General features: G+C 70.1%; 27 protein-coding genes and 2 pseudogenes. 16 read left to right on the top strand and 13 right to left on the bottom strand.

The window, feature by feature from the left end; translation table 11 throughout:
• Window positions 1–5 precede the first annotated feature (5 nt).
• Together BLV72_RS46025 and BLV72_RS46020 are read left to right on the top strand one after the other, a co-directional pair.
• Window positions 6–1466 carry an amidase gene (locus BLV72_RS46025; RefSeq protein ID WP_208905975.1) on the top strand — a complete coding sequence of 487 codons (1461 nt, stop codon included), beginning with the start codon at window positions 6–8 and terminating at the stop codon, window positions 1464–1466.
• On the top strand, window positions 1463–2245 hold the full coding sequence (locus BLV72_RS46020) for a FadR/GntR family transcriptional regulator (protein WP_244321347.1): 783 nt from the start codon (window positions 1463–1465) through the stop codon (window positions 2243–2245). The genes BLV72_RS46025 and BLV72_RS46020 overlap by 4 nt, the downstream gene beginning before the upstream one ends.
• A 98-nt stretch (window positions 2246–2343) precedes the next feature.
• Here BLV72_RS46020 and BLV72_RS46015 read toward each other — a convergent pair whose 3' ends face one another.
• Window positions 2344–2805 (bottom strand): Lrp/AsnC family transcriptional regulator, encoded by a 462-nt coding sequence (locus tag BLV72_RS46015; RefSeq protein ID WP_093470041.1) that lies wholly within the window; start codon window positions 2803–2805, stop codon window positions 2344–2346.
• A 178-nt stretch (window positions 2806–2983) separates the two neighbouring features.
• Here BLV72_RS46015 and ilvN point away from each other — a divergent pair, with 178 nt between their 5' ends.
• The 4 genes from ilvN to BLV72_RS45995 are packed head-to-tail and all read left to right on the top strand — an operon-like array spanning window position 2984 to window position 6993.
• Window positions 2984–3529, top strand: a complete 546-nt coding sequence (gene ilvN / locus BLV72_RS46010) for an acetolactate synthase small subunit (RefSeq protein ID WP_167746548.1) — start codon at window positions 2984–2986, stop codon at window positions 3527–3529.
• Window positions 3526–4623, top strand: a complete 1098-nt coding sequence (locus tag BLV72_RS46005) for a thiamine pyrophosphate-dependent enzyme (protein WP_093470038.1) — start codon at window positions 3526–3528, stop codon at window positions 4621–4623. Before ilvN ends, BLV72_RS46005 begins: the two co-directional genes overlap by 4 nt.
• Window positions 4620–5657, top strand: a complete 1038-nt coding sequence (locus BLV72_RS46000) for an alpha-ketoacid dehydrogenase subunit beta (RefSeq protein WP_093470036.1) — start codon at window positions 4620–4622, stop codon at window positions 5655–5657. Before BLV72_RS46005 ends, BLV72_RS46000 begins: the two co-directional genes overlap by 4 nt.
• 31 nt (window positions 5658–5688) lie before the next feature.
• On the top strand, window positions 5689–6993 hold the full coding sequence (locus BLV72_RS45995; protein ID WP_093470034.1) for a dihydrolipoamide acetyltransferase family protein: 1305 nt from the start codon (window positions 5689–5691) through the stop codon (window positions 6991–6993).
• A gap of 4 nt (window positions 6994–6997) precedes the next feature.
• Here the strand turns inward: BLV72_RS45995 and BLV72_RS45990 are convergent, their stop codons facing one another.
• The gene (locus tag BLV72_RS45990; protein WP_093470032.1) at window positions 6998–7777 is read right to left on the bottom strand and encodes a TioE family transcriptional regulator; all 780 of its coding nucleotides are present in this window, start codon (window positions 7775–7777) and stop codon (window positions 6998–7000) included.
• 59 nt (window positions 7778–7836) lie between these two features.
• Here BLV72_RS45990 and BLV72_RS45985 point away from each other — a divergent pair, with 59 nt between their 5' ends.
• The gene (locus tag BLV72_RS45985; RefSeq protein ID WP_093470030.1) at window positions 7837–9039 is read left to right on the top strand and encodes an erythromycin esterase family protein; all 1203 of its coding nucleotides are present in this window, start codon (window positions 7837–7839) and stop codon (window positions 9037–9039) included.
• Between the two features lie 6 nt (window positions 9040–9045).
• On the opposite strand, the gene BLV72_RS45980 is transcribed toward BLV72_RS45985, so the two are convergent.
• The gene (locus BLV72_RS45980) at window positions 9046–9972 is read right to left on the bottom strand and encodes an MBL fold metallo-hydrolase (protein WP_093470028.1); all 927 of its coding nucleotides are present in this window, start codon (window positions 9970–9972) and stop codon (window positions 9046–9048) included.
• Between the two features lie 100 nt (window positions 9973–10072).
• On the opposite strand from BLV72_RS45980, the gene BLV72_RS45975 reads away from it, so the two are divergent.
• Genes BLV72_RS45975 through BLV72_RS45965 form a run of 3 tightly spaced genes read left to right on the top strand, consistent with a single transcriptional unit; the run spans window position 10073 to window position 13890 of the window.
• A complete protein-coding gene (locus BLV72_RS45975) occupies window positions 10073–11029 on the top strand; it encodes an AraC family transcriptional regulator (protein ID WP_093470026.1) in 957 nt (318 codons plus the stop codon).
• A 1-nt stretch (window position 11030) separates the two neighbouring features.
• Window positions 11031–12233 (top strand): AAA family ATPase, encoded by a 1203-nt coding sequence (locus BLV72_RS45970; protein WP_093470024.1) that lies wholly within the window; start codon window positions 11031–11033, stop codon window positions 12231–12233.
• A gap of 19 nt (window positions 12234–12252) precedes the next feature.
• Window positions 12253–13890 carry a VWA domain-containing protein gene (locus BLV72_RS45965; protein WP_093470022.1) on the top strand — a complete coding sequence of 546 codons (1638 nt, stop codon included), beginning with the start codon at window positions 12253–12255 and terminating at the stop codon, window positions 13888–13890.
• A gap of 14 nt (window positions 13891–13904) precedes the next feature.
• On the opposite strand, the pseudogene BLV72_RS45960 reads toward BLV72_RS45965, so the two are convergent.
• Window positions 13905–14063: pseudogene (locus BLV72_RS45960) on the bottom strand (alpha/beta hydrolase); the annotation flags it as partial.
• Window positions 14064–14093: 30 nt separating this feature from the next.
• Entirely contained in the window at window positions 14094–14906 is an 813-nt protein-coding gene (locus tag BLV72_RS45955) for a M23 family metallopeptidase (RefSeq protein ID WP_093470020.1), read from the bottom strand.
• Between the two features lie 260 nt (window positions 14907–15166).
• On the opposite strand from BLV72_RS45955, the gene BLV72_RS49145 reads away from it, so the two are divergent.
• Entirely contained in the window at window positions 15167–15736 is a 570-nt protein-coding gene (locus tag BLV72_RS49145; RefSeq protein ID WP_280143050.1) for a UTRA domain-containing protein, read from the top strand.
• Window positions 15737–16345: 609 nt separating this feature from the next.
• Here BLV72_RS49145 and BLV72_RS45940 read toward each other — a convergent pair.
• Window positions 16346–16915, bottom strand: a complete 570-nt coding sequence (locus BLV72_RS45940; protein WP_093470018.1) for a TetR family transcriptional regulator — start codon at window positions 16913–16915, stop codon at window positions 16346–16348.
• A gap of 124 nt (window positions 16916–17039) precedes the next feature.
• Between BLV72_RS45940 and BLV72_RS45935 the strand changes: the two genes are divergently transcribed.
• On the top strand, window positions 17040–17951 hold the full coding sequence (locus tag BLV72_RS45935; protein ID WP_093470016.1) for an SDR family oxidoreductase: 912 nt from the start codon (window positions 17040–17042) through the stop codon (window positions 17949–17951).
• Window positions 17952–17980: 29 nt separating this feature from the next.
• Here the strand turns inward: BLV72_RS45935 and BLV72_RS45930 are convergent, their stop codons facing one another.
• The 3 genes from BLV72_RS45930 to BLV72_RS45920 all read right to left on the bottom strand — a co-directional run bounded on the left by BLV72_RS45930 (window position 17981) and on the right by BLV72_RS45920 (window position 19138).
• Complete coding sequence (locus BLV72_RS45930; protein WP_093470014.1) at window positions 17981–18271, bottom strand: hypothetical protein; 291 nt, start codon at window positions 18269–18271, stop codon at window positions 17981–17983.
• Window positions 18268–18552: a hypothetical protein gene (locus tag BLV72_RS45925; RefSeq protein WP_093470012.1), complete on the bottom strand. Its 285-nt coding sequence runs from the start codon at window positions 18550–18552 to the stop codon at window positions 18268–18270. Before BLV72_RS45925 ends, BLV72_RS45930 begins: the two co-directional genes overlap by 4 nt.
• Before the next feature lie 181 nt (window positions 18553–18733).
• On the bottom strand, window positions 18734–19138 hold the full coding sequence (locus BLV72_RS45920) for a hypothetical protein (RefSeq protein WP_093470010.1): 405 nt from the start codon (window positions 19136–19138) through the stop codon (window positions 18734–18736).
• 104 nt (window positions 19139–19242) lie between these two features.
• Between BLV72_RS45920 and BLV72_RS45915 the strand changes: the two genes are divergently transcribed.
• Window positions 19243–19695: a MarR family winged helix-turn-helix transcriptional regulator gene (locus BLV72_RS45915; protein ID WP_093470008.1), complete on the top strand. Its 453-nt coding sequence runs from the start codon at window positions 19243–19245 to the stop codon at window positions 19693–19695.
• A 28-nt stretch (window positions 19696–19723) separates the two neighbouring features.
• Here BLV72_RS45915 and BLV72_RS52430 read toward each other — a convergent pair.
• Window positions 19724–19839 (bottom strand): annotated as a pseudogene (locus BLV72_RS52430) (allene oxide cyclase barrel-like domain-containing protein); the annotation flags it as partial.
• Window positions 19840–20208: 369 nt separating this feature from the next.
• Here BLV72_RS52430 and BLV72_RS45910 point away from each other — a divergent pair.
• Entirely contained in the window at window positions 20209–20892 is a 684-nt protein-coding gene (locus BLV72_RS45910; protein WP_093470006.1) for a DUF998 domain-containing protein, read from the top strand.
• 109 nt (window positions 20893–21001) lie between these two features.
• Window positions 21002–22048 (top strand): amidohydrolase family protein, encoded by a 1047-nt coding sequence (locus BLV72_RS45905; RefSeq protein WP_093470005.1) that lies wholly within the window; start codon window positions 21002–21004, stop codon window positions 22046–22048.
• Between the two features lie 49 nt (window positions 22049–22097).
• Here the strand turns inward: BLV72_RS45905 and BLV72_RS45900 are convergent, their stop codons facing one another.
• A complete protein-coding gene (locus tag BLV72_RS45900) occupies window positions 22098–22925 on the bottom strand; it encodes a class I SAM-dependent methyltransferase (protein WP_093470003.1) in 828 nt (275 codons plus the stop codon).
• A 77-nt stretch (window positions 22926–23002) separates the two neighbouring features.
• Here BLV72_RS45900 and BLV72_RS45895 point away from each other — a divergent pair, with 77 nt between their 5' ends.
• Window positions 23003–23392, top strand: coding sequence for a cupin domain-containing protein (locus tag BLV72_RS45895; protein WP_093470001.1), 390 nt, complete (start codon window positions 23003–23005; stop codon window positions 23390–23392).
• 32 nt (window positions 23393–23424) lie between these two features.
• Here BLV72_RS45895 and BLV72_RS45890 read toward each other — a convergent pair whose 3' ends face one another.
• Window positions 23425–24192, bottom strand: a complete 768-nt coding sequence (locus tag BLV72_RS45890; protein WP_093469999.1) for a PIG-L family deacetylase — start codon at window positions 24190–24192, stop codon at window positions 23425–23427.
• A gap of 7 nt (window positions 24193–24199) precedes the next feature.
• Window positions 24200–26050, bottom strand: a complete 1851-nt coding sequence (locus BLV72_RS45885) for a WD40 repeat domain-containing protein (protein ID WP_208905973.1) — start codon at window positions 26048–26050, stop codon at window positions 24200–24202.
• Window positions 26051–26073 lie beyond the last annotated feature (23 nt).

Below are 26073 nucleotides of genomic sequence, written 5' to 3'. Positions count from 1 at the left end.
TGCGGGTGCTCACGGAACAAGGCCTGGCCACCATGCCGGCCGTCGAGATGGTGGCCCGATTCGCTGACCGCACGTTGTCGCCGGTCCAGGTCCACGACGCCGTCCAGTCGGTCATCGAGGCGCGCGAGAGTGTGCTGAACGCGTTCTGGGTGCGGGATCCGGACGAGTCCCGCAAGGCGGCGCAGGCCAGTGAGGCCCGATGGGCGGCGGGGGAACCGCTCGGGCCCATCGACGGTGTGCCCGTGACGCTGAAGGAGAACGTCGCCCGCAGGGGCGTCCCCATGCCCTCGGGCAACGCGGGGACCGATCCGGTCGTCCCCGAGGCGGACGCGCCCATCACCGCGCGGGTCCTCGAATCCGGCGGGGTGATCCTCGGGTCGACCGTGATGCCGGACTGGGGCATGCTCTCCTCGGGGGTCTCCAGCCGACACGGCATCTCGCGCAGCCCCTGGAACGCCGCCTGGACCACGGGCGGTTCCAGTTCCGGTGCGGGGGCCGCGGCCGCCGGGGGGTACGGTCCGCTCCACGTGGGCACCGACATCGGGGGATCGATCCGGCTGCCGGGCACCTGGCTGGGGCTCGCCACGCTCAAGCCCAGCTACGGGAGGATCCCGCTGGACGCCCCGTACCTGGGGCGCGCCGCCGGGCCCATGACGCGCACCGTGGCGGACGCGGCCCTGTTCATGGGTGTCCTGAGCCGGCCGGACCCCCGGGACTGGACAAGCCTGCCGCCTCAGGACATCGACTGGTCGGCGCCGGCCGGCGAGGTACGCGGACTGCGGGTGGGCGTACACCTGGACGCCGGCTGCGGGGAGCCGTGCGACGCCGAGATCCTCGCCGCGGTGAACCGCGCCGCCGCGGTCTTCGAGGCGGCGGGAGCCGTCGTGGAGCCCGTCGAGCCGTTCATGCGCCAGGACCTCCTGGACGACCTGGATCTGTTCTGGCGGGTGCGGTCCTGGAACGACTTCCGCGCGCTGACGCCCGAGGCCGGGCTGCGCGTCCACCCCCACATCATCAGGTGGTGCCAGGGCGGCGCGGACGTACCGGGCACGCGGGTGCTCGAGTGCTACCAGCAGATCATGCGCCTCCAGGCGCGGACCGTGGCGGCGACGGACCCGTACGATCTGGTGCTCTCGCCGGTGGCTCCGGTGGCGGCGTTTCCCGCCGAGCAGCCGATGCCGTTCACGGAGGACGCGAAGACCATGGCCCACATCGGCTTCACCGCGCCGTACAACATGTCGGGGCAGCCCGCGGCGACCGTCAACTGCGGCTTTACCGCGGACCGTCGGCCCATCGGGGTGCAGATCGCGGGCCGCCGCTTCGACGATCTCGGCGTCTTGAGGGCGGCGGCGTGGTACGAACGGAACCGGCCCGCCGACGCGGTCCCGGACTGGCCGGACAGCGCCCCCGGTGCGCCCTCCGGGGAGAAGACGACATGTACCACGCTCGAAGGGAAGCAGCCGTGAGTGACGGTGCACAGTTTCGGCAGGTCTCACCGGTACGGCTCTACCAGCGCATCGTCGAGCAGATCGAGCAGGCGATCGCGCGAGGTGATCTGAAGCCCGGTCAGCGGCTGCCCAGCGAACGGGAGTTGGTGACGCAGTTCGGGGCGAGCCGGCCAACCGTGCGGGAGGCCCTGCGCGTGCTGGAGAGCAACGGCCTCGTCCGCTCGCGCCCGGGTGATCCGAACGGCCCGGAGATCCTGCCGTTCTCGCCGGCCGGCCTGACCAAGGAGATGACCCGGCTCGTCCAGTTCGACAACGTGTCCATGGCCGAGTTGATCTCGTTCCGCATGATCCTCGACGGGTCGGCGAGCCTGCTGGCGGCTCGGCTGCGGTCCGAGGAGGAGCTGTCCGCCATGGAACGGACGCTCGCCGTCATGTCGGACGCGATCGAGGCAGGCTACGAGGAGTTCAGCAAGGCGGACGTGGCATTCCATGAGGCGGTGGCCGTGGCCAGCCGCAACTCCCTCATCGAGGTCTGCAATCAGGTGGTCCGGGGCGCTGTCCTCTCGCTGATCTCGGACAAGGTCGCCCATGCGCGCAACAGCACGGCGCTCATGCGGAAGTCGCTCCACCACCACCAGGAAGTGCTCGAGGCGATCCGGGTACGGGACGGCCAGGCGGCAGCACGCATCTCGCGGCGCACACTCTACGACTACTACGCCGGCTACGTCCCCGAGGACGAACAGGGGCCACTGCTCGCGCTCGTGGACGACGAGGAGACGTCGACCACTCTGCCGTAGACGATCGAGAGGGGATCGGTGTGCTCGCTGGTGGCGAGCACCCGTGACCCGTGTGCGGTGTGCGAGCGGAGGCGATCGGCTCGTCGGCCACCTCGATCTCAGGGCACGGACGTCCCGCGTTGCCAGGAGGCGATGACGATCAGCGTCTTCGTCTGCAGCACGCCGACACCCTTACGACGCAGACGATTGACCACTTTCTGCAGGTCATCGACATTGTCGACGTGCAATCGGACAAGTGCGTCCACGTCGCCGGTGAGCGTCAACACCTCATCGACCTCCGGCAGGGTCGACGCGAACTCCACGATGTCATGGATGTCCGTGTCGCCCGTGAAACGCAGCTCAGTGACCGCTTGAAGGCCCTGACCGAGCTTGGCCTGATCCGTCGTGATCGTGTAGCCGGTGATGACTCCCGACTCCTCGAGGCGTGTGATGCGCCGGCGGACCGGCGCCGGCGAGAGCTGCACAAGGCGTGCGATATCGCGAACGGTGCGCCGCCCGTCGGCTCGCAACAACTCCAAGATCTGCAGATCGACCGAGTCGAGATGTACGGGTGCTGACATACCGCAACTGTAAGCAGCACTTCCCTCAACGGTCACTCCCGACCCGGTTGGACTGCTCATCTGCGCCTGCTTCGCATCGCTGAGCGCACTTTTGTTGTGGCGGCACCGGGCTCTTGGAACTGTGTCCCTCATGTCAGCCGCGATACAAGCAGCGACACACGCTGCCCCCTCTGAAGCCATGAAGCCGGACACCCGCCATGGTGGTGCCGTGCTGCGACTCGATGTCGTGGCCATGCCCTTGGCGCTCGCCCGCATCGCCTCGATCTTGGCGCATCGCCAGTTCAACGTGCTCACCATGGACGTCGCCGCGCCCGTCGACGGGCTGCGGAGGATCACCATCGAGGTGGACACGGCAGACGAACTGGGGCTGGAGCGCCTAGTCAAGTTCCTGAACCGGGCACCCGACGTCGTCAAGGTCGTCCGTTTCTCCGACGACACGTCGCACCATCGGCGCGGGGCATTCGTGGCGGTCGCCTTCCCCGAGGGCCGACTCGCCGAAGTCGTCGCCATCGCTCGGGCGTTTTCCGCGGAGGTCGTGGAAGCCGGCCGGACTCGCTGCACCGTCTTCGCCGCGGCGGAGCCCGCCCAGGTCGATGCCCTCGTCGAAGCGCTCTCCGGCTTCACCATCCGGGAGCTCATGATGGCGGCGCCGCTGCGGATGCCGCGCCTCCTCCGGAAGGGCCACACCGCCGTGGACCGTGCGCACACCTGGGGGCGGTCATGAGCACGAGCTCCCTTGCGGTGTCCGCGGCGGCCCATGCCGACGACGTCCTGCAGTTGGTCGATCCTGCCGGAACGCTGAATGAGCAGGCGGCCGCGGGCATGCTCGAGGTGACCGATGAACTGGTCCGTACGCTGTACCGCGACATGGTGCTCGGGCGCCGCTTCGACCAGGAGGCGTACTCACTGCAACGCCAGGGTGAGCTCGGGCTGTGGCTGATGTCCCTCGGGCAGGAAGCGGCACAAGCCGGGTCGATCCGCGCCCTTCGAGCGGACGACCGGGTCTTCCCGTCCTACCGCGAGCACGTGGCGGCCCTGTGCCGTGGCATCTCTCCGGAGGAATTGCTGTCGCAGTGGCGTGGTGCCAGCCATGGCTCATGGGACCCCGAGCGGTATCACTTCCACATCTACAGCCTTGTGCTGGCGACGCAGACCCTGCACGCGGTCGGCTATGCGATGGGCGTCCGGTACGACGCCGTCGACAGCGTCGTGTTCAGCTACTTCGGTGACGGCGCGTCCAGCCAGGGGGACGCCAACGAGGCGCTCAACTGGGCGGCGGTGGCGTCGGCACCCATCGTGTTCTTCTGCCAGAACAACGGATGGGCGATCTCGACACCCGCGAGCAAGCAGTACGCCCGCCCTCTGACGGCACGTGCGAAGGGTTTCGGACTCGACGCGGTGTCCGTGGACGGCAACGACGTCCTGGCCGTCCACGCCGCCACACAGCGCATGGTCGAGCGCGTCCGGGCCGGTGGAGCACCTGGGTTCATCGAGGCGCACACCTATCGCATGTCCGGACACAGCACGTCGGACGATCCGGGGCGCTACCGCGACAGCGCCGAGCTCGCCCGGTGGGAGGCCCACGACCCCGTGGAGCGCGTACGCCTTCTGCTCACGGCGCGTGGCTGGGCCGACGAGGACTACTTCGCCACGGTCGCGTCCGACGCCGAGGAGCTCGCGGCGCGGACGCGCCGGGAGTGCCGGGCCCTTCCGGAGCCGTCCCTGAGCGACACCTTCCGAAACACCTTGTGCGAGGAGACCGAGGCCCTGCGGCGCGAGCGCGAAGGTTTCGAGACGTATCTGGAGTCCTTCCTGTGACCATCACCGCCGCGGCCACCTCAGCCACCTCAGCCAAGCCGAACGCCCAGGACGAGGCCGCCCCGACCACGCTCGGACGCGCACTGAACGAGGGACTGCGGCAGGCCATGCGCGACGACGAGCGGGTGGTTCTGCTCGGCGAGGACATCGCCTCCCTGGGCGGGGTGTTCCGGGTGACCGATGGCCTGGCCGCCGAATTCGGCGACCGCGTGGTGGACACCCCACTGGCCGAATCGGGGATCGTCGGAACGGCGATCGGCCTGGCCCTGCGGGGGTACCGGCCGGTGTGCGAGATCCAGTTCGACGGTTTCGTCTACCCCGCCTTCGATCAGATCGTCAGCCAGCTGGCGAAGATGCGGGCACGCTCCCGCGGGCTGCTGCGGCTTCCCGTCACCATCCGGATCCCGGTGGGGGGCGGGATCGGCGCGGTCGAGCACCACAGCGAGTCGAATGAGGCGTACTTCTGCCACACGGCCGGACTGCGCGTCGTGGCGTGCGGCCACCCCCAGGACGCGTACGACATGCTCCGCGCCGCGATCGCGTGCGACGACCCCGTCATCTTCTACGAGCCGAAGCGCCGGTACTGGGACCGGGCCGAGGTCGGCCTCGGTCACCCCGTGGACGGCGACACCTTGCAGCGCGCCCGGGTCCTGCGCGAAGGCGCCGACGTCACCGTGGTCGCCTACGGACCCACGGTCGCGGTCGCGCTGGGCGCGGCCGAGGTCGCCGCCGCCGAAGGCCGTTCACTGGAAATCCTGGACCTCCGCTCGCTGTCGCCGCTCGACACCACCGAGCTGTGCCGCTCGGCGTCGAAGACGGGGCGCGTCGTCGTCGTACACGAGGCGCCCGTCAACGTCGGCCTGGGCGCCGAAATCGCCGCCACGGTCATGACGCACTGCTTCTACGACCTCGAGGCCCCCGTGGAACGGGTCGGCGGCTACAACGTCCCCTATCCGCCGGCGCGCGCCGAGGACGACTACCTGCCCGATCTCGATCGCGTTCTCGACGCCGTCGACCGGGTGTGTGCCCCGTGAACCGTCCGGCGGAGCTCTCCTGGAGGACACGATGCCGGTAACCAAGCACTTCCATCTCCCCGACGTCGGCGAGGGTCTCACCGAGGCCGAGATCCTCGAGTGGCGCGTGGGACCCGGCGACCCGGTCGGCGTCAACGACACCCTCGTGGAGATCGAGACGGCGAAGGCGGTGGTGGAGCTGCCCAGCCCGTATGCCGGGGCCGTTACCGAAATCCTCTGTGCCGCCGGCGAGGCGGTGGCGGTCGGCGCGCCGATCATCACGTTCGAGGTCGAGGACGACAGCCCCCCGCAGGCGGGGCCCGAACTCGACGCCACACCCCAAGAGTCCGTCGATCCGCCCGACCAGGACGAGCAGCCGACCGCCCCCGCCCGCGAGCCCGTCCTGGTCGGCTATGGGCCGGCGCACGCGCGGACAGCACGGCGCCCGCGAAAGAGGAAGACCGAGCAACCGGCCGTCGCGTCTTCCGCCCGGACGTCCCTCGCCACCCCGCCGGTGCGCAAGCTCGCCCGCGACCTCGGAGTCGACCTGCGCCTCGTGGCCGCCACAGGCCCGTCGGGACGCATCACGCGCGAGGATGTCCACCGCCTCGCCGAGCAGCGGGCAACCGCGTCGAACGCCCCCGGCCTCCCCCGTGACGACGTGGTGCGCACGCCGATTCGCGGAGTGCGCAAGCACACCGCGGAGGCCATGGTCACGAGCGCCTTCACCGCCCCGCACGTCACGGAATGGGTCACCGTCGACGTGCGACGGTCCCTCAAACTCCTGAAGCGGGCACGCGCCGACAAGGCGTTCGGGAAGGTGCGCCTGACACCGCTGTGTCTCGTCATCAAGGCGGCACTGACCGCCATCGCGCGGCATCCCGAGATCAATGCGAAGTGGGACGCCGCGGCCGGTGAGATCGTGCAGTACCCCGACGTCAATCTCGGTGTCGCCGCGGCGACACCGAGAGGGCTCATCGTCCCCAACATCGCGGCGGCCCAGCGGCTCTCCCTGCGTGAGATCGCCTTGGCGCTCACCGACCTCATCGATCGGGCCCGCGCCGGCAAGACGCCACCCGAGCGGATGAGAAACGGGACATTCACGATCACCAACATCGGTGTGTTCGGCATCGACGGCGGAACCCCGATTCTCAACCCTGGTGAAGCGGCGATCCTCTGCTTCGGCCAGGTGCGGCGAACGCCGTGGGAACACAAGGGACGCGTACGGCTGCGCGACACCGCGACCCTCGCCTTGTCGTTCGACCACCGGCTCGTCGACGGCGAGCTCGGTTCACTCGTCCTGCGCGACATCGCCCGGTTCCTCGAGCGGCCCGAGCTGATGGTTCTCCACCAGTGACCTTTCAGTTGTCGGGGACGGCTCCGAGGCGTCCGCTTCCGCCCTCGCGCAGATACGCCTCCAGCTCCGCGGCCCCGGTCAGCATCGCCCGCCCGCGGGCGGACAGCCGACCGTGCCAGTCGCACAGGGTGGCCTGCAGCGGCTCCAGCCCGCCGGCCGCCCGCACCTGGGCGATCAGCGGGGCGATCTGCTCCAGGAGGTAGCCGCCGCGCCGGAGTTGGTGGGCCAGCCGGGCGTCCCGTACGGCGGCCTCGTCGTAGACGCGGTACCCGGTCAGCGGGTCGCGGCGCGGGCGCACCAGACCGGCGCGCTCCCATGTGCGCAACGTCGCGGGCCCGATGCCGAGCTTTTCCGCCAGCGGCCCGATGAATGTGTCGCCGGGCCCGGACACCGCCGCCGACCCGGATCCCACATCGGGCTCGGGCGCCGTGGTGCGCTCCAGGTCGCGGAGCGCGGTCTCCACGGCCTGGAGGGTCCGGCGGTCGTCGAGGAGTTGGGCGTGGCTCTCGTCGATGAGGCGGAACGCCTTCTCGGTCGAGCCCTGGTTCACGGCCCGCATGATCGACGTCGCCGTCTGGTGGCCGTGTCCTGGCACCAGGGCGAGGAACGCACGCAGGGCCGCCGCGTGCAGCGAGGTGTAGGTGCGGTAGCCGTGCTGTGTGCGACCCGCGGCCGGAAGGATGCCGGTCGCCTCGTAGTTCCTGATCGCCTGTGTGGACAGACCGTGTGCGCGCGCCAGATCAACCGGCCTGAGCCGCTTACCGATTTGAAGGTTTCGTCCCATGATTCTGCCGATATCGCGAAGAAGTTTCAACGGAAGGTTCAAACGATACCGTTGAAGGCATGGCTACCGACATCAAGGACACCGCCCATGCCGTCGAGGCCGCCGCCGTCATGGGACTGCTCCCGGCCCGGCCGCGGCTGCTCGCCCTGGGCGAGCCCACCCACGGCGAGGACACTCTGCTCGACCTGCGCAACGAGCTCTTCCGGCAGCTCGTCGAGCAGGAGGGCTACCGGACGATCGCGATCGAGAGCGACTGCATGATGGGCCTGGTCGTGGACGACTACGTCACCTCGGGCACCGGCACGCTCGACGAGGTCATGGAGCACGGATTCAGCCACGGCTGGGGCACCTCCGCGGCCAACCGCGAGCTCGTGCGCTGGATGCGCGCCTACAACGACGGCAGGCCCGCGTCCGAGCGGCTCCGCTTCGCCGGTTTCGACGGACCGCTGGAGATCACCGCCGCCGCGAGCCCCCGGCAGGCCCTCACCGCACTCCACGGCTACCTCGCGGCCCGGGTGGACGCGGAGTTGCTTTCCTGCACCGGGGAAACGCTCGACCGCCTGCTCGGCGCCGACGACCGGTGGACCAACCCCGCCGCGATGATGGACCCGACCGAGTCCGTGGGGCAGTCGGCCGAGGCCCGGGAGTTGCGGCTGCTCGCCGACGATCTGGTGGCCCTGCTCGACACACGGACACCGCACCTGCTCGCGGCGAGCTCGCGGGACGGCTGGGACCGGGCGCGCCTGTACGGGCGCACCGCCACCGGCCTGCTGCGCTACCACCGCTGGATGGCCGACACCTCACCGGCCCGCATGACCTGGCTGGTGAGCCTGCGGGACCAGATGATGGCCCACAACCTCCTCGCCCTCGCGGAACGGGGCCCGGCCTTGGTCCACGCCCACAACGGCCATCTCCAGCGGGCGAAGAGCACGATGCGGATGGGCGGGATGCCGCTGGAGTGGTGGAGCGCCGGTGCGCTGGTGAGTGCCCGACTCGGCGCGGAGTACGCCTTCGTGGCCACGGCCCTGGGCACGATCCGGCACCGGGGAGTGGACACTCCGCCGCCGGACACCGTCGAAGGGCTTCTGTACGCGCTCCCGGAGGACCGCTGCGTCATCGACGCCCCGCGGCTGGCCACCGCCGTCGGCGACCCGCTGCCCGCGCACCGCGTATCCCCCTGGTTCGGCTACTCCCCGCTCGACCCGGCCCATCTGGCCGGCATTGACGGCATCGTGTTCGTCAAGGACGTCGCGCAGAGCTGACCCGCTCTACTTCTTCGGACCGAATGCGGCCCATGGGCCGAGGGCGAACCCACCGCCCTTGCGTCGGACTTCCAGGGCACCCGCACCGCCGAAGTGTGCCGGGACGAGCAGCTCTCGTTCATCGGCTGCCCGCCCGAGAATCCGGCGGCGACTGGACACCGCTTGTTCCGGGGCCAGGCAGGCGTCGCTGTTGCAGCAGGGCTGGAGAATCTGCACCGGGCTGTGCAGCAGATCTCCGACGAAGACCGCCCGGTCGCTCCCGGAGGCGAGTCGCAGCACGGACGAACCGGGAGTGTGGCCGGGCGCGGACTCCAGGGTGAGGTGTTCGTCGATGCGGTGGAAGCCGTCCCAGAGCACGGCCTGTCCGGCCCGGTGGAGGGGCGCGATGCTGTCTTCGTAGATCAGGCGGTCGACCTCCTGCAGACCGTTCCCCTGCGCGTTGCCGGGGCCGTAGTGGGAGTCGTCGGCGGCCGGGATGAGGTAGTGGGCGTTGGGGAACGTCGGTACCCACTCCCCGTCCGCCTGGGCGGTGTTCCAGCCGACGTGATCGACGTGGAGGTGGGTGTTGACGACGACGTCGACATCCCGCGGGCGCACACCGGCCCTCGCCAGGAGACCGAGAAAATCACCCTGACACTGATGGAAAAACGGCGCCATGCCCGGCCGCTCGCGCCCGTTGCCCGCTCCGGTGTCCACCAGGACGGTCCGCCCACCGCTGCGCAGCACCCACGTCTGCAGGGCAACCACCGTCCGGTCGCTGTCCGGCTCCCAGTGGTCCGGTGCCAGCCAGTCCTCATTGTCCTTCCACACCTCGGCGGTGGCTCCCGGGAACATGCCAAAGGTGGGCAAGAACGGTCTGTGCCACTCAATGATCCGGATGACCTCGACATCCCCCAGCACCATGCTCTGCACCCGCTCGTTCTCGTTCATCATGCGCTCGACCCTAAAAAGGCCGAACGATCCTCTCAATGCGCATGCGGCTCAGCGAAATACGCATCCGTCTCACGCCTCATACGGGAGATATCCTCGGCGCATGGATGTGGTGAGCGACGCGATCTCTGCCGTGCACCTCGGCCACCCCTGGTCCCACCGGGTGCGGACGAGTGGGAGTTGGTGCGCGCGGCTGGACCCGTACGACGGTGCGGGCTTCTACGTCGTCCTGAAGGGCAACTGCTGGCTGCTGACCGACGGCGGCACCCTGGTACCGCTCGGCGTGGGTGACGCAGTGCTGCTGCCCCATGGCACAGGCCATGTGATCGCCGACTCCCCCGTCGATACGGCGGTCGCGAAGGCGAAGGCGGTGCCGTTCGAGCAATGGCTCGTGGCGGAAGAGCCGCGAGCCCGGCCGGATCACGACACGACGGAGCTGCTCTGTGGCACGTACTGGCTCGACTGCAGCCGCATGCACCCGCTCATGGCAGAACTGCCCGAGGTCGTCCACCTTCCCAACCGAGTAGGCGGCCACCTCGAACTCCGTGCCGCGATCGACCTGCTCGCCGGTGAGCTGGACGAGAGCAGGCCCGGCTCCTGCGTCGCGCTGCCGAACCTGCTCGACCTCCTCCTCGTCTATATGATCCGCTCCTGGATGGCCGAGACCACCTGCGGAGCCTGGCCCGGCGCACTGGGCGACCCGGTGACGGCCGCCGCCCTGCGGGCGATGCACTCCAACCCGGCCGCGCCGTGGAGCAATGACCGCCTGGCGGCAGAGGCGGGCGTCTCCCGGCCCACCCTGGCGCGCCGGTTCACCACCCTGGTCGGCCGCCCTCCGATGACGTACCTCACCTGGTGGCGCGTGATCCTCGCCGCCACCCTGCTCCGAGACACTCCGGATACCCTGGCCACCATCGCCGGCCGGGTCGGCTACGGCAGCCCGTACGCACTCTCGCACGCCTTCGAGAGGGAGTTCGGCATTACGCCGGGGCGGTATCGAGCGCAGGCCACGGAAAGGCCGTCTCGTGAGCCCAACCGGGTGTCGCAGACAGGGAGTTGAGTTGGACAGCGCACAGGACGCGCAGGACACGGCCAAGCGGCTACGGGCGATCGGGGACGAGCTGTCGGACCGTTTCTACGAGCGGGCCGACGTGGTGCGGACGCTGGTGGTGACGCTGCTGGCCGGGCAGCACTCGCTGGTGCTCGGCCCGCCCGGAACGGCGAAGTCCGAGATGGCCCGGGAGCTCACGGGCCGGATCGAGGGGGCGTCCTACTGGGAGATCCTGCTGTCGAAGTTCACCGCACCGACGAGGATGTTCGGTCCCATCGACGTCGCCGCGCTGGCCCGGGGTGAGTACCGCCAGGTCTACGACGGCCGCGCCACGACCGCGCATGTCGCGTTCATCGACGAGATTTTCAAGTGCTCCACGGCGGCGCTGAACGAGACGCTGGGGTATCTCAATGAGCGGATCTACCACCCCGAGAGCGGCGGCGAGCCGATCCGCTGCCCCCTGATCGGGGCCATCACGGCGAGCAATGAACTGCCCAGCGGCGAGGATTCGGCCGCGATCTACGACCGGCTGCTGGTCCGGATCGAGGTCGGATATCTGGAGGACCCCTCGAACTTCGCCGCGCTGGTCCGCTCCGCCGTCAGCCGCCCGGCGGCACCGGCCCGGACCACGGTCGAGCTGGCCGCGTTGCGGCACGCCGTGACCGAAGCCGTCCCGGCCGTGGACGTCCCCGACACGATCGTGGACGCGGTGTGTACGCTGCGGGCCGCCTTGCGCCGCAAGGAACTCGTGGCTTCCGACCGCCGCTGGCGGCAGGCGGTGGGTCTGCTCCAGGCGTCCGCGTACCTCGACGGCCGTCCGGCGGTCGCCGAGACCGACCTGTCGGTGCTGACGCACGTGTTGTGGGACTCCCCCGCCCAGCGTCCGACCGTCGAGCGCGAGGTGTTGCAACTGGTCAACCCCGACGCCAAGGAGGCGCTCGACCTGGCCGACGCCATCGAGGAGTTGGAGGCACAGCTCGACGCCATGGCCGGGCAGTCCCGCGAGGCGCTGAGCGAGTGGGTCATCAAGAAGGCTCACAACAAGCTCGCCATGGCGGGGAAGCGGCTGGAGAAGCTGCGCCAGGACGCGGCGAGCGCAGGCCGCTCCACCGCCGCCATCGACCGGGTCACCGGCCGCCAGCGCGCCGTCCGCGCCCGCGTCCTCACCGAGGCCCTCGGCGTGGACGCGAGCACGGTGCAGGCCCAGCTTTGAACGCCGGGGGATCAGAAGCATGGACGAGACACCGGACCGGACACCGGCCCGGCTCGACGACCTGGCAGGCCGGGCCGGGACATGGCTGGGCCGGTCCGCCGCCGCTCCCGAACGGCACACCGTGGCCGTGGTCGCGGACCGGTTCGACCGGATCACCTGGCGCGACACCTACGAGCAGTCGGCCGGACTACGCGATGTGGCTGAGGAGCTGAACGGGCGTTACCACTACACCACCGACCTTCTGACCGACGTGTTCCTGGCCGCCTACAAGGTCGGCCCGCGGCTGCGCGAGCGCGCGGAGATGGATCCGTCCCGACTGGTCAACCACCAGGTCATCACCTCGCTGATGGAGTCGGTGGAGTTCGCCGAACTCCACCGGGAGACGGCCGGCGACCCCTACGCCGCCGCCATGGCCGTGCTCGCCCAGGCCGCCGCGCTGCGCGGGATGCTGGAGCGCTCCCGGACGGCCCAGGAGCGGGCCGTGCGAGCGAAGCGGGCCCAGCGGGACGCCGAGGACGCGGCGGACGCCGTGGGCGAGGCGCTCCAGCAGGCCGCCGACGAGGCGGACGGGTCCGACGGGGTCGGCACCGTGCCGGCCCCGGCCGCCGACGCCGCACAACAGACGATCGAGGCCGCCGAGACCGCCGACGCCGCTGCGCGGCAGGCCGCCCAGGACGCCTCGCGGGCCCTGGCGGCGGCCCCCGGCATCCGTGCCGCCGCACGGAACGCGGCGGCGAAGGCCGCCCGGGCCGTGCGGGAGGAGGCCGCGCTGATGCGGGCATGGGGCATTGGCCCCGGCGAGCTGGAGCGGATGCCGTTCGACCAGCGCGCCCGGCTCGCCGAGCGGCTGCGCAGCGGCCGTCTCGCACAGTGGGCCGAGCTGATCGGCCGCTTCCGGCAGATGGCCGGCGGTGAGCGCGCCCGCAAGGTGGAGAACGCCACCGGGGAGCTGGTCGGCGTCACGCTCGGCAATGACCTCTCCCGCGTCATCCCCTCCGAGCTGGCCAACCTCGGCCTGCCCGAACTGCGTGCGGTGTTCGCCGCGCGCTACGCCGCCGGGGAGCTGATGCTCTACGACAGCCAGGGCGAGCAGGCCACCGGCCGGGGCGCCATCATCGCGTGCGTGGACACCTCGCACTCCATGTACGAGGCGGGGCCCGGCGGAGTCACCCGGGAGGCGTGGGCCAAGGCGTGCGCCCTGGCACTGCTGGACCAGGCCCGCCATGCCAAGCGTGACTTCGTCGGCATCCTGTTCTCCGCCGCCGACAAAATCCAGGTGTTCCGCTTTCCGTCCGGCCGGCCCGCCGGCATCGCCCGGCTCCTCGACTTCGCGGAGACCTTCCTCGGTGGCGGCACCAGCTACCAGACGCCGCTGACAGCGGCCCGCGAGCTGCTGGCGCAGGAGTTCAACGACACCGCCCGCACGCGCGGCGACATCGTGATGATCACCGACGACGAATGCGGCGTCACCGAGGAATGGATGCGCGGCTGGAACGACGCCAAGCGCCAGTTGGGCTTCCGGGTCTTCGGCGTGGCCGTCGGCGCCCCGCGCGCCGCCGAGACCGGCTCGGTCCTGGAGGCCCTGTGCGACAACCTCCGCTCCATCGAGGACCTCGCCGACGTCCACGCGGCCGCCGACCTCTTCCGCGTGATCTGACCCGGCCTTGGAATTCACTGTTGGCCCAGGCGCTCGCTGAAGAAGCCGGCGAGCTTCTCGGTGGCGGGGTCCACGTACTGCTTCTTGTCGTAGAGGTCGACATGGCTTGCGCCGTTGATCCAGTGGATCTCCTTGGGTCCAATGGCCCGCTGGAACGCTTCGACGCTCATCCAGAGAACGCCCCACTCCCCCACCGGGCAACCTCATTTTTTCGGGGTGAGGTAAGTGCCGTCCTTGGGCACTCCGGCATGTTCGGTGCCGTCGTCGTCGCGGTAGCGCCATGCGAAGGGCAGGCCGTGTGCGGTCTCGGAGTCGGGTCCGCTCATGAGCTGGAAGTGCAGATGTGGCTCGGAGGAGTTGCCGGAGTTGCCGCACTCGGCCACCTGCTGGCCGACCGTGACCCGGTCGCCCACGGCCACGCGGAGAGATCCGCGTCTGAGGTGCCCGAAGCCCGCGTACACGCCTTGGTCCAGCTCGAGCACGAGGTTGTTGCCCCATAGGTGGCGGGGCCACCCCAGACTGCGTAGGAAGCCCTCCAGGTAGAGGTAGGCGATGCCGGGCAGCGAGGTGCAGGAGAGGTGATCGCGCTGGCGGTCGGTGGTTGCCACGACCACGCCGTCGCCGGGGGCCAGGACGGGGCTGCCGAAGGCGGGGTAATGGTGCGGGCGGCGGCCCAGCGGCCAGAGCGGGCGGAACGGTGGCGTCGCTTCTGCCGTGGGGTGGTGTGTCAGGTCGATGGCGTAGGTCTGCGCATGGCTGTGCGTGTGGCTGGGCACCTTCGTACCCGGGCCGTTGAGAGCCTGCCAGCGTCCGGTGACGGGCACCTCGACCGGGACCGGTGTCTGTCCCTGCGGCGGGCGCTGTTTGCGCCACAGGTGCCCGCGCATCAGCCCGCCGAGCACCAGAAGAATGACGCCGGCGAACCAGAGCGGGCCCAGACCCTGTCCGTTCACCAGGATACAGACCGCCCCGATGGCGAAGACCAGGCCGTGCCGTTTCCACAGGGACGTCAACAAGAGTGCTCCTCTTTCCTTGCCGTGGTCAGTTGCCGTGCCGGCGTGATGACGACTCTCGCACTCGGTGAGCCGCCGTCGCAGTGAGATGGCCCGGGTTGACCGATCCACTGGCCGCCGGACGCGCGCACACCTTGGATTCCAAGGAAGAAGTCCGGTTCGAATCGTGAAACAACTGCCCCGTTTGTTCACGTTCCCGGCCTGACTCATTGGCCATCGGCAGGTTGTCCGGACGAGTGGGCCGATCACAGTTCCCGGTGTGAGTGCGACCAGGTATCTGGAGATCGCGGAGCAGTTGTCCGCCGAGTGGGCCGCCGCACGGGCGGCCGTTCAGGATTTGGAGCGCCGATTCGTCGTCCGCCGGATCCAGGGGTCGGGCACGTTCGTCAACCGGCGCATCGACTACGTCATCTCGCGCAGCGTCCCGCGTGCACGAGGTGGTGCGCGAGTTCTACATCGACGACCTCCTCGCCTCCTGGACCCACGAGTGGATCCCGGTGGACGAGGCGCCGCACCTGGATCTGGCACTGCACGCGGTCGACTCCGTCGATCTCGTACTCCGCCAGACGGTGCGGGTGCGGCCCATGCGGGCCTGGTGCCGGGTCAGCATCGACGTCCCCCCGGCGGAGGTCCTGCGCGTCCTGCACATGGAGAACGGCCAGCCCGCCTGGCTGGTGGAGAGCGTCAGCCGGGACGAGGCGCTCGGCAACGTCTCGATGTGCAGCCGCACCTGGACCCGTGCCGACGCCGTCCGGGTCGTGGTCGAACTCGACGAACGGGCGGCCACCGGTGACGAGGTCGCCACACCGCAGGAAGTTGTCACACCGCCATGAACCAGGAGAACCAGGAGAAGCAGTGGCATACGTCATGAGCAGGGAGCATCGCTGTGCCCTGCTGGCCGAGGCCGAGAGGGCCGAACTGATCGAACTGGCCGATGCCTGCATCGCCGACGGCGCGCAGGTACGGGTGCTGGTGGGGCCCGAGGTCGGGTGCGTGACCGCGCAGGTCCGCGAGCCGGTCCTGGAGCAGCGATTCCTGCTCGGTGACGTGCTGGCCTGCCGGCCGAGGTGGAGCTCGCGGGCCACCGCGGCTGGGCCATGCGTCTCGGGGACGACCGCGCGGCCGCGCCGGCCGCCGCGGTGCTCGACGCGGAGGCGACCGGCCGATCGAGGACCGGGACGGCCGGCTCGACGTCCGCGAGGAGGCGCTGGAGTGGCTCGGCGAGCAGGCCGCGGCGGGCCGGATCCGGCTGCTCGGCCACGACCCCAGCTCGCCGCAGGAGATCGAGGAGCTGTGCGAACGGGGTGGCTCGGTCGCGGAGTTCCCCACCACGCCTGGCGGTCCACGCCCGCTGCGTCGCGGCGCGGCGGACCTGACGGCGGCGGCGCCCCGGGGGCAGGCCGCTCGGCCGCGTTCCGCTACGAGCTGGACGACAGACCGGCTCAGCTTGTCGACGTCGCGCAGAGGGCGCGCAGATCGTCGAAGGCGCGGGAGAGATGCGTGTCCAGGCTCTGCGAGGGGTCGTCGATCCAGGCCCCGGCCGCCTGGTGAAAGGCGGCCCAGCCGGTGTGAGCGGCCAGGCCGGCCAGCCGGTCGGCGACCCCGCGCTGCCGCAGCGCCTCCGCCACGGCTTCGGTGAGCGACGCGGCCTTGGCCAACTCGCGCTCGCGGAGGGCCGGTGTCCTGGCGATGACTTCCAGTCGCGGTTCGGAGAACGGGCGGTTCTCCTCGAGGATCCGTCCGGCTTCCCGGAAGGCGCAGAGCAGTATCTGGAGGGGCTGCAGACCGTCGGGCGCTTCGGCCACCGATTGCATCAGCGCGGCGCGCAGGTCGGCTTCGCCATGGAAGAGCACCTCGCGCTTGTCCGGGAAGTGCCGGAAGAACGTGCGCTCGTTGACGCCGGCCCGGGCGGCGATCTCAGCCGTGGTGGTCTGGTCGAACCCCCGCTCCCGGTACAGCTCCAGCGCCGCCTGCTGAAGGCGGCGGCGCGCTTCTAGTCCGCTCCGTGGCACTCCCCGAGCCTATCGCGTCATGTCAGTGACCGACGCCACATTGCGTCAGTGACTGGCGCTACGCGTAGAGTCAGTCACTGGCGCTACGTAGCGCCAGTCACTGACGTTAAGTGGGAGAGTGTTCATGCATGTCTTCGTTACCGGTGGTTCCGGCCTGACCGGCCCCGCCATCGTCACCGAGCTGGTCGCGGCCGGCCACACCGTCACCGGGCTGGCGCGCTCGGACGCCGCCGCCGCTCGGCTGGAGTCGCTGGGCGCCACACCGCACCGCGGCTCCCTGGACGACCTCGACAGCCTGCGCAGCGGCGCCGAAGCCGCCGACGGCGTCCTGCACATGGCCTTCGGCGGCGACTTCGCCGACCCCGACGACATGATGCGGCGCGACCGGACCGCGATCGAGACGCTCGGCCGGGCGCTGGCGCACTCGGGCAAGCCGTTCGTCAGCACGTCCGGCACGCTGGTCATGCCCCTCGGCCGGGAGACGACCGAGAAGGACGAACCCGACCCGGACGGGATCGCCGGATTCCGGATCCCGGGCGAGCGAGCGTGCCTGGGCTTCGCCGCCCAGGGAGTACGCACGAGCGTGGTCCGGCTCGCCCCCACCGTCCACGGCCCCGGGGACTACGGCTTCATCGGCATGCTCGTCGCCACCGCGCGAAAGACCGGCAAGTCGGCCTACGTCGGCGACGGCGGCAACCGGTGGCCCGCGGTGCATCGGCTCGACGCGGCGAGCCTGTTCCGCCTGGCCTTGGAGAAGGCCCCCGCGGGCAGCGTGCTGCACGGAGTGGCCGAAAGCGGCGTCACCTTCAAGAGCATCGCAAAGACGATCGCCCGAGCCCTCGATCTGCCCGCGGTCCCGCTGACCCCGGACGAAGCCGCCGCGCACTTCGTCAGCCCGTTCATGGCCACCGTCTATGGCATCGACGCGCCCGTCTCCAGCTCGTACACCCAGGAACTGCTCGGGTGGTCACCCACCCGCCCGACACTGCTCGACGACCTGGAGCACGGCGACTACCTCGTCACGCCAACCTCCTGACCGCCTCGCGCCGGGGGGCGGACAGGAGGTCAGCGGAACCAGACCAGCACGGGGACGCGGATCTCGCGGAGCTCGGGGAGCACGACGTATTCGAAAACGATCGGCTCCCCGCCGATCTGCAGGCTGTACCGGGTGCCGAGGTCGTCCATCGGGTCGCCGGGCGGCCGCCGGTCGCGGTCGATCGCGCCACCGACTTCGAGGGCCAGCGCGCTCAGGAAGTTCACCACCTTCTTGGAAAGGTCCGGTGGCATGTCGAGCAGCGTCCGTGCGGGGATCTCCTCGGTCCACACCGCCCAGCCGCGACGCGGCTGGGCGGTCATCGGCCGATTCCCTCGAGTTGGTCGGCGAGGTCCTCCACGGAGACCAGGCGGATGCCGGCGGCGGCGTTGGAACGGCTCTCCGCCGCACCGGGGGCGCTGTCGAGCATGGCCGCCTTCCACCACTTGCGCATGATGCCGGGGACGGTCTCCTCTTCGGCGGCCAGGACCTCGGCGTAGAAGTGGGCCCGGTTCGCTCCGGTCAGCGCATCGCCGATGCCGTTGATCGTGTTCGGGATCGCCGGGATCCTGCGGTCGGTGGGGTGTTCGGGCTGTGCGCTCATCTCCGACTTCCCTTCCCCGCATCGGGTGTCACGTTCTGCGGCCCCAGTCGAGACGCCTTCGCTCGGGCTCGGGTCATTCTCTCGCAGGACGCGTGCCCCATGGGGCGCAGTGGGAGATCAGGGTAGTCGGTCGGGGCGTTCGGGAACGCGGCACCGCTCCCGTACGCCGCGCCGCGCGCTGTCAGCGAGCGCTGCCCATGTTCCGGTCGGCCTCGGCGCCCCGCAGCATGAGGGTGGTCTCCTCGATGCGGCGGAAGCGCCCGTCCGGGGCGAACTCCGCGAAGAGGTAGACCTCCGTGCGCACGATGGAGCCGTCGGTCTTCGCGACGTCGATGACGTGACGGTCCGCGTAGCGGTCGCCCTTCACGACTTCGTCGAGGACCTGGACCGACCCGCCGGCGACGATCGTGCGCAGGTGGGCGATGTGGGCCAGGAACTCACCGCGGTCGTCCCAGCGGCCGTCGGTGCGCTGGCGGTAGTCGGGGGCGAAGTGCCGGCCGGCAGCCTCGACCAGGTCAAGGCCGGGCGTGAAGAGCAGGTCGGTGAGGGCCGCGGCGATGCTGGTGCGAGAGGTGGCGGTGGCCATGACGGTGCCTTTCGGTGGCTGGAAGCATCGAAAACTGCGTGCGCCGAGCACGCATCTGCACCGTACCGCATATTGCGTGCGCAGCGCACGCTAATCTGGGGGTCATGCCGAACGATGTGGGACACGAGATCGCCGACGCGCTGGGCACGCTGCTCAGGCGCAGCACCCGTGAGCAGATCCACCGACGCCTGACCGAGGGCCTGGGCGAGGCCGTGGACGAGGTCACCTACCCCGTCCTCAGCGGGCTGGCCCGCACGGGCCCGCGCAGCGCCGCGGGCCTCGCCGACGAGATCGGCCTGGACCGCTCCGGCGTCACCCGCCGCGCGACCCGCCTGGAGGAAGCCGGGCTGCTACGCCGCGAACCCGACCCCGGCGACCGGCGCGCCACTCTGCTCGCCCTGACCGAAACCGGGCGACAGGCCATCGAGACCACCCGCCAGCGCCTCGCCGCGCATATCGAGGACTCTCTCGCCTCCTGGCCGCCCGGCGAGGCGCGGACCTTCGCCGGCCAGCTCCACCGCTTCGTCCAGCACGGGCCCTTCACCGAAGAGCGATGAAACGGATGAAGCTCCCGCTGCCGGAGGTTCAGGCCAACCCGGCTCCAGCTCCACGGATGAGATGGACGGTGAGCTGTGTTTCGGTGTCACTGGTGTTGACGGCGTGGATGAAGCCAGGGCTGTGCGGTAGCTCCCCGTACCTCCGCCGCTTCGCGAGACACAACGGAGCAGGTCAGGGCGGCCGGGGCCGCCGCACGGGGGCGGGCGGGCGAGTTCCGGTTGTAGATATATGCGATTGTGTCGCGCGGAACGCGTGCTTCCGCGCTGCGGCCGTGCCACACTGAGGTTGGCCCTCACCGCATCCCCCGTCGGTGAGGGCCACTTTCGTTTCCCGGCCCCCGGGAGACGGTGATGAAGCTGCAATTCCGCTCTGCCCGCAGTGCCGTGAACCCTTTGAGACGCAGGCACAAGTAGGGGCTGCCCCACCTCGCTCCGGGGGCTTGCCGGAGTGATGGAGGCCGACGCCGCATGATCCGCTGTATGCACAATCATCGTGCGAGAGAAGGCGGATAGGTGAAGACTCGAATCGGATATTCCGCGTGGGTGGCGGGTGTGGTGCAGTTCTTCGCGGTCCATTGGTTCGTCGAGTCGGCCTGGGCGCGACCGTACAGTTGGGCACGGAACAACATCAGCGACTTAGGAAACGCTCACTGCGCTCTTCAGTCCGATCCCGAGCCACGCTATATCTGCTCACCTGAACACGCCGCGATGAACGCCTCGTTCATCGCACTGGGAACGCTGCTCGTCGTCGGCACCGCCCTGACGGGCGCTCTATGGCGCCGGGGCTCCACCTCGACCGTGACCCGACTTCTGTTGGCCGGTGCAGGCGTCGGTTTTGTGCTGGCCGGGCTGGCGCCCGCGGACGTCCATGAGAACCAGCACGTTCTGGGCGCCCTGCTCATCATGGGAACGGGCAACATCGGTCTCCTTCTGACGGGAACCAGGCTGGCGGCAGATGTTCCGGTTCCCCTGCGCCGGCTGACCACCTTGCTGGGAATCACCGCGCTCACGGCCTTCGGGCTCTTTCTCTCCGGCCACTATCTCGGGCTCGGCATGGGAGGCATGGAGCGAGTCGCGGCCTTTCCTCTCCTGGCGTGGGCGCTGGTGGTCGGCAGCCGTGGCCTACTCCCCCAGAAGACCCGTACGCCGGGCACCGCGCCGGAAATGCCTGTCGCGCGGACGCCCCAAGGACAATGAGACATCAGGTGCGGCCCGTTCCAACCGCCATTCGGGCAGGATGCGTTGATATGCGTCGGCCAGTAAGATCGGCTCATCGGGCCGGGCGAATTCGAGGAGGCGCTCGCCAGTGGTACTCCAGGTGCGCGGCGTCGTCCTGCCGGAGCGGGAAGAGCGGTCCTTCTGGATCGACGGGGACCGGCTACGGACCGACCCCGTCCCCGGCGCGGATCTCGTCGTCGATGGCGGATGGCTGCTGCCCGGTCTGGTCGACGTGCATACGCACCCGGGCACCGAGGACATCGACGTGCCGTTCAGCGACGACACGCTTCGCCGGCACCTGACCGATCACCGCGACTCCGGCGTACTGCTGGTCCGGACGCCCGGATCCGCCGCGCGCATACCGAGCTGGGTGGACGAGGAGCCGGAGATGCCGCGGGTCCGCTCAGCCGGACGGTGGCTGGCCACTCCGGGCCGCTTCTTCCCCGGCTTGGGGCGTGATGTGAGTGAAGCGGATCTGGTGCGGGCGGCCGTCGAGGAGGCCAAGGCGTCCTCGGGCTGGTGCAAGGTCATCGTCGACTGGAAGTACGACGAACCGGCGCTGCCCCAGGAAGTCCTCACCTGCGTGGTGCAAGCCGTACATGCGGTCGGCGGCCGTGTGGCCGCCCACTGCCAAACCGCCGACGGCAGCCGCCGTGCCGTTCGAGCAGGCGCGGACAGCCTGGAGCACGGCATGCACCTGGACCCTGGCCTGATCGATCAGATGGCTGCCCAGGGCACCGCGTTCGTTCCGACGCTCAGCGTCTTCGGCGCCGGAGCCGACCGGAGGCGCGCCGAGGAGCCGAGCGGCCGTCGCGACTGGTGGTTGGCCGGCTGGGAGGGCATGCTGCCGAACGTCAGGGCCGCATGCGAAGCCGGCGTCACGGTTCTGGCAGGCACGGACAGCTTCCCCTGCGGCAGGATCACGTCAGAGGTCGAATGGCTGATACGCGCCGGGCTGTCGGTGCAAGCGGCTCTCGGGGCGGCATCGTGGGCAGCCCGAGCCTGGCTGGGGCTGCCCGGACTGGTCGAGGGAGGCCCCGCCGACCTCGTTGCCTATGACACCGATCCGACTCTCGACAGCTCGGTTCTGGCCCATCCCAGCCGCATCGTTCTGCGCGGCCGAGTCATCGCCTGAGGGGCTGAGCTGTCGGAGGTGTGTGCGGTGGGCACGGCCGGAGCGGCGCCTACCGAAGCGCCGGAACCGTTCGTGACACCCGTAGCTCCGTGAGATACCGCTTGGTGACCCGGCCTCCGTACCGCCTGTCGATCAGCCCGGCGATGCACTCCAGCAGCCCCTCCCGGGCCTGCGGCGGCAGCGCCCGGTGGCCGGAGTAGGTCCGCAGCACTGCCAGGTACTCCGCCGTGGTGTACGTCAGGTCCCACTCGTAGCGCCGGAAGTCCACGGGTCCGAAGCGGCCGCTGCGTGCGACCTCATCCGCGTGGTCCGAGGTGTCGACGTCCGCTGCGGCCGGAAGCCGCAGCCCCGGCGGGGTGGCCGGATCGAAGCGCTCGTAACAGTCCTGGACGTCGACGAAGAATTCCTCGCTACCGCCCGCCACATGCTGCGTGGCGACGACGGCGAGGGCACCACCGGGGCGCAGCGCGTCGGCGGCTTTTGCCATCCGCACCGCCGGATCGATCCAGTGGAAGGCCGTCGCCGAGACGACCGTGTCGAACGGCTCCTCCGGCAGTGGCCAGGTCTCGAAGTCCGCCGTCACGATCTCCACCGCTTCGAACCCGGCCAGGTTACGCCGGGCGACGGCGGCCATGTCCGCGCCCAGCTCAACGGCCGTGATCCGGTAACCGCGCTCGGCGAGCGGCAGGGTCGCCTGGCCGGTGCCCGCCCCCACCTCGAGGACATGACAGCCGGGGCCGGTGCCGGCCACCTCGGTGAGGTCGTCGAACAGCTCGGGCGGATACCCGGGCCTGGCCCGGTCGTACAGCTCCGCGTCCTCGTCGAAGATCCGGCTCAGATCGGCACGGCGCGTTTCGTCAGGCGTGTCGTCGCGCATGGCAGCACACTAGGGCCTGACCGGCGCGCATCAGGCACGGATTGCCTCCACAAGAGCGGCTGCTAGCGTCCTGCCGTGTGAACGACAGTGTGTATGTGGGCAACGCGGGCAAGGACGCGGCGCTGGACCGGGGGTGGCTCCTCGGGCACTTCAAGGACGTTGGCGATCCGCGCCACAGCGAGGCCGTAGAGATCAAATGGGGCGTCCACCCACGTGGCGACGAGCGATTGCAGTGGGTGAAGGGCGAGGAACGCACAGCGCTCCTGGTCCTCATCAGCGGCCGTTTCCGCGTTGAACTCCCCGGCCGCAGCGTTCTGCTGGAAGAGCAGGGTGATTACGTCGTGTGGGGCCGCGGAGTCGACCACTCATGGTTCGCGGAGGAAGAGTCGGTGGTGCTGACTGTTCGATGGCCATCCGTGCCCGGCTATGCCGTGGCGGAGGAGAGCGGGGCGCGACCGCGGAGCTGAGCGCGAAAGAGCGTTGCGGCGGTTGATACCGCTCAACCGCGTGGCGTCAGTCGGGTTTGGGGTGCCGCCGTGGGGACGAGGTCGCGGCGGCGGTACCACTCGGTGGACACCAGTTTCGCCCGGTCGGTTGGCGGGAGTGCCGCAAGCCGGCCCGGCAGCGCTCCCCGCTCCACTTCGGTGCGGTGGGCGAGTACCGCACCGATCTTCTGTTCGAGCCAGGGACTGACGTCAACCGTCACGGTGACCCACTCATCGGGGACGCTGTACATCGTCCTGCCTCCGCGGACCAGGTGTGCGCCCAGTGCCTGTGCGGCCGAGTGCGGGTGCGTGGCCAAGTAGAGGGCACTCGGCTGCCAGGGCGCGCCGGTGTCCGGGTAGAGCCGGTCCAGCCCGGCGGCCTCGACTGCGAGCGTGGTCACCCGGTGGGTGTGGAGGTGGTCCGGATGTCCGGTCAGCCCGCCATAGGCGTCATGGGTGACGACGATGTCCGGGCGGAACGCACGGATGTGCATGACCAGCCGACGCACCGACTCATCGAGCGGCGCGTCGCAGAACCGGACGCTGCCCGGGGCCGACTGTGGTGCCCGGGCGTCGGCGTAGCCGAGCATCCGTGGCTCACCGGCGCCGAGGACGCGGAGCGCATCGGCGAGCTCCGCCGCGCGTTGGGTGTCCTCTGCCCAGGTCGCCGTGACGACGGCGGTTCGCGCTCCCGCGGCCGCGTGCTGGGCGAGCACGCCACCCGCCGACAGGGACTCGTCGTCCGGGTGCGCGAAAACCGCGAGGAGACTCGGAAAGGGCATCGTCGGGTCACCTTCCAGTGGGAGAGCTGGGATCGGTGGACTCGGCAGCTGCAAGCGCCGTTTGCGTCCCGGCGGGGTGGGCCTGCGCCTTGGCGATGGCCTGAGCGATGACCTCCTGCGGAGACAGACCCGTGTGCTCGACCAGCGAGCCGAGCAGTGCGGCTCCGAGCAGCGCGGAGCTCTGCCCCAGATGGGTGGCGAGCTCGGTGAACTCGTCCCAGCCCGCGATCAGCTGCTCGACGTCCCCCGTCTCCGTCGCCCGCGCGAAGGTCGCTTCGGCCGCCTCCAGCACCTCGCGGTAGACCTCAGCCAGCGGCTCCGCGCTGGGCGCTCCGCCTCCTCCTGCCGTTCCCCGGTACACGTTGAGCATGGCCGTGCCGACTCGGTGATGGAATTCGAGTCGGCGAGCGTTCATGTCTCTGAGCGCCTCGCGCTCGTACAACCGCGCCGTGCCGTCGCCGCTTGCGGTGGCGAAGAGGGTGCCGTCAGGAGAGAACGCCACCGACCGCACCCAGTCGGCGTGGCCGGTGAGGGGCTCGCCGACCGGCGTACGGGCATGCGGGTCCCACAACCGCACTGTGTGGTCATCGCCTCCGGTGGCGAGAAGCGCGCCGTCAGGAGAGAACGCCAGCGCGTAGAGCCAGCTGACGTGTGCGGTCAGGGGTTCGCCGATCGGGGTGCGGGCATGCGGGTCCCACAGCCGCACCGTGCGATCGCCACTCGCGGTGGCGAGGAGGGCACCATCGGGAGAGAACGCCACTGACCGGACCCAGCCGGTGTGGCCGGTGAGGGGATCGCCGACCGGCGTACGGGCATGTGGGTCCCACAACCGCACCGTTTGATCGCCGCCTCCGGTGGCGAGAAGCGTCCCGTCGGGAGAGAACGCCATCGCGTGGACCGCTCCGGTGTGGCCCATGAGGGGTTCGCCGACCGGGGTACGGGTGCGCGGGTTCCACAACCGCACGGTGCGGTCACCGCTTGCGGTGGCGAGGAGGGTTCCGTCGGGAGAGAACGTCACCGACCGGACCGTGCTGGTGTGACTGGAGAGGGGGTCGCCGATCGGGGTGCGGGTGTGCCGGTCCCACAGCCGCACCGTCCGATCATCGGCTCCAGTGGCGAGAAGCGCGCCATCAGGAGAGAACGCCACCGCGTAGACCGCTCCGGTGTGGCCCATGAGGGGCTCGCCAACAGGGCCGCGGGTGCGCGGGTCCCACAACCGCACCGTCCGATCGCCCCCTCCGGTGGCAAGAAGCGCGCCGTCGGGAGAGAACGCCACGGACCGGATGGTGCTGCTGTGACCGGTGAGGACAGCAGATGCCGGGGAGAACGATGCGATTCCGGACAGCGCAGGCGGCTCATCAGGAGACTGACCGGGCGGGAGACTGTCTGCCGCCTCCTTCGGCGGTGGCTGGGGTGGAGTCGCTCCGGCCGGTGCAGGTGTGGGAGCTGCAGCCGCGAGCGGTTCAGCCTCCGCCGGTGCGCCTGCGGCCGGTGTTCTACGGCGGGTCGGCTTCGCGGCGGCGATGGCCGTCCAGCGGATACGCCACGCGTCCAGCTCATGGGACCGGTTTCCGGGCGGCTCGCATTCCGCTCCCCACTCGTCCCATGACATCAGGGTGCGCACCAGCCACATCAGCTTGTCCCGGCCGACGTACCGGCCGCTGAACGCCGCGCTTTGCGTGGAGATGGGTAAGGACGCCTCCAGCCCGAACAAGCGCCCCGCGCGTGCCTCGATCGAGCGCAGGGACGGATTGCCTCGCCGCAGCCGCAGCTGTGTGAGTTCCGCTGCCTGTTGGCGCAGCAGGTCGTCATACGTGCCAGTGCTGACCGCCGCCTGGTGCTGCTGCGTCCTGTCCACCGTTCCCCACGTTCCCCCACGTC

This window comes from Streptomyces melanosporofaciens, assembly GCF_900105695.1.
Taxonomy (GTDB): Bacteria; Actinomycetota; Actinomycetes; order Streptomycetales; family Streptomycetaceae; genus Streptomyces; species Streptomyces antimycoticus.
The sequence above is the reverse complement of the archived record's forward strand: the minus strand, read 5'-3'. Positions and strand labels throughout refer to the sequence as shown.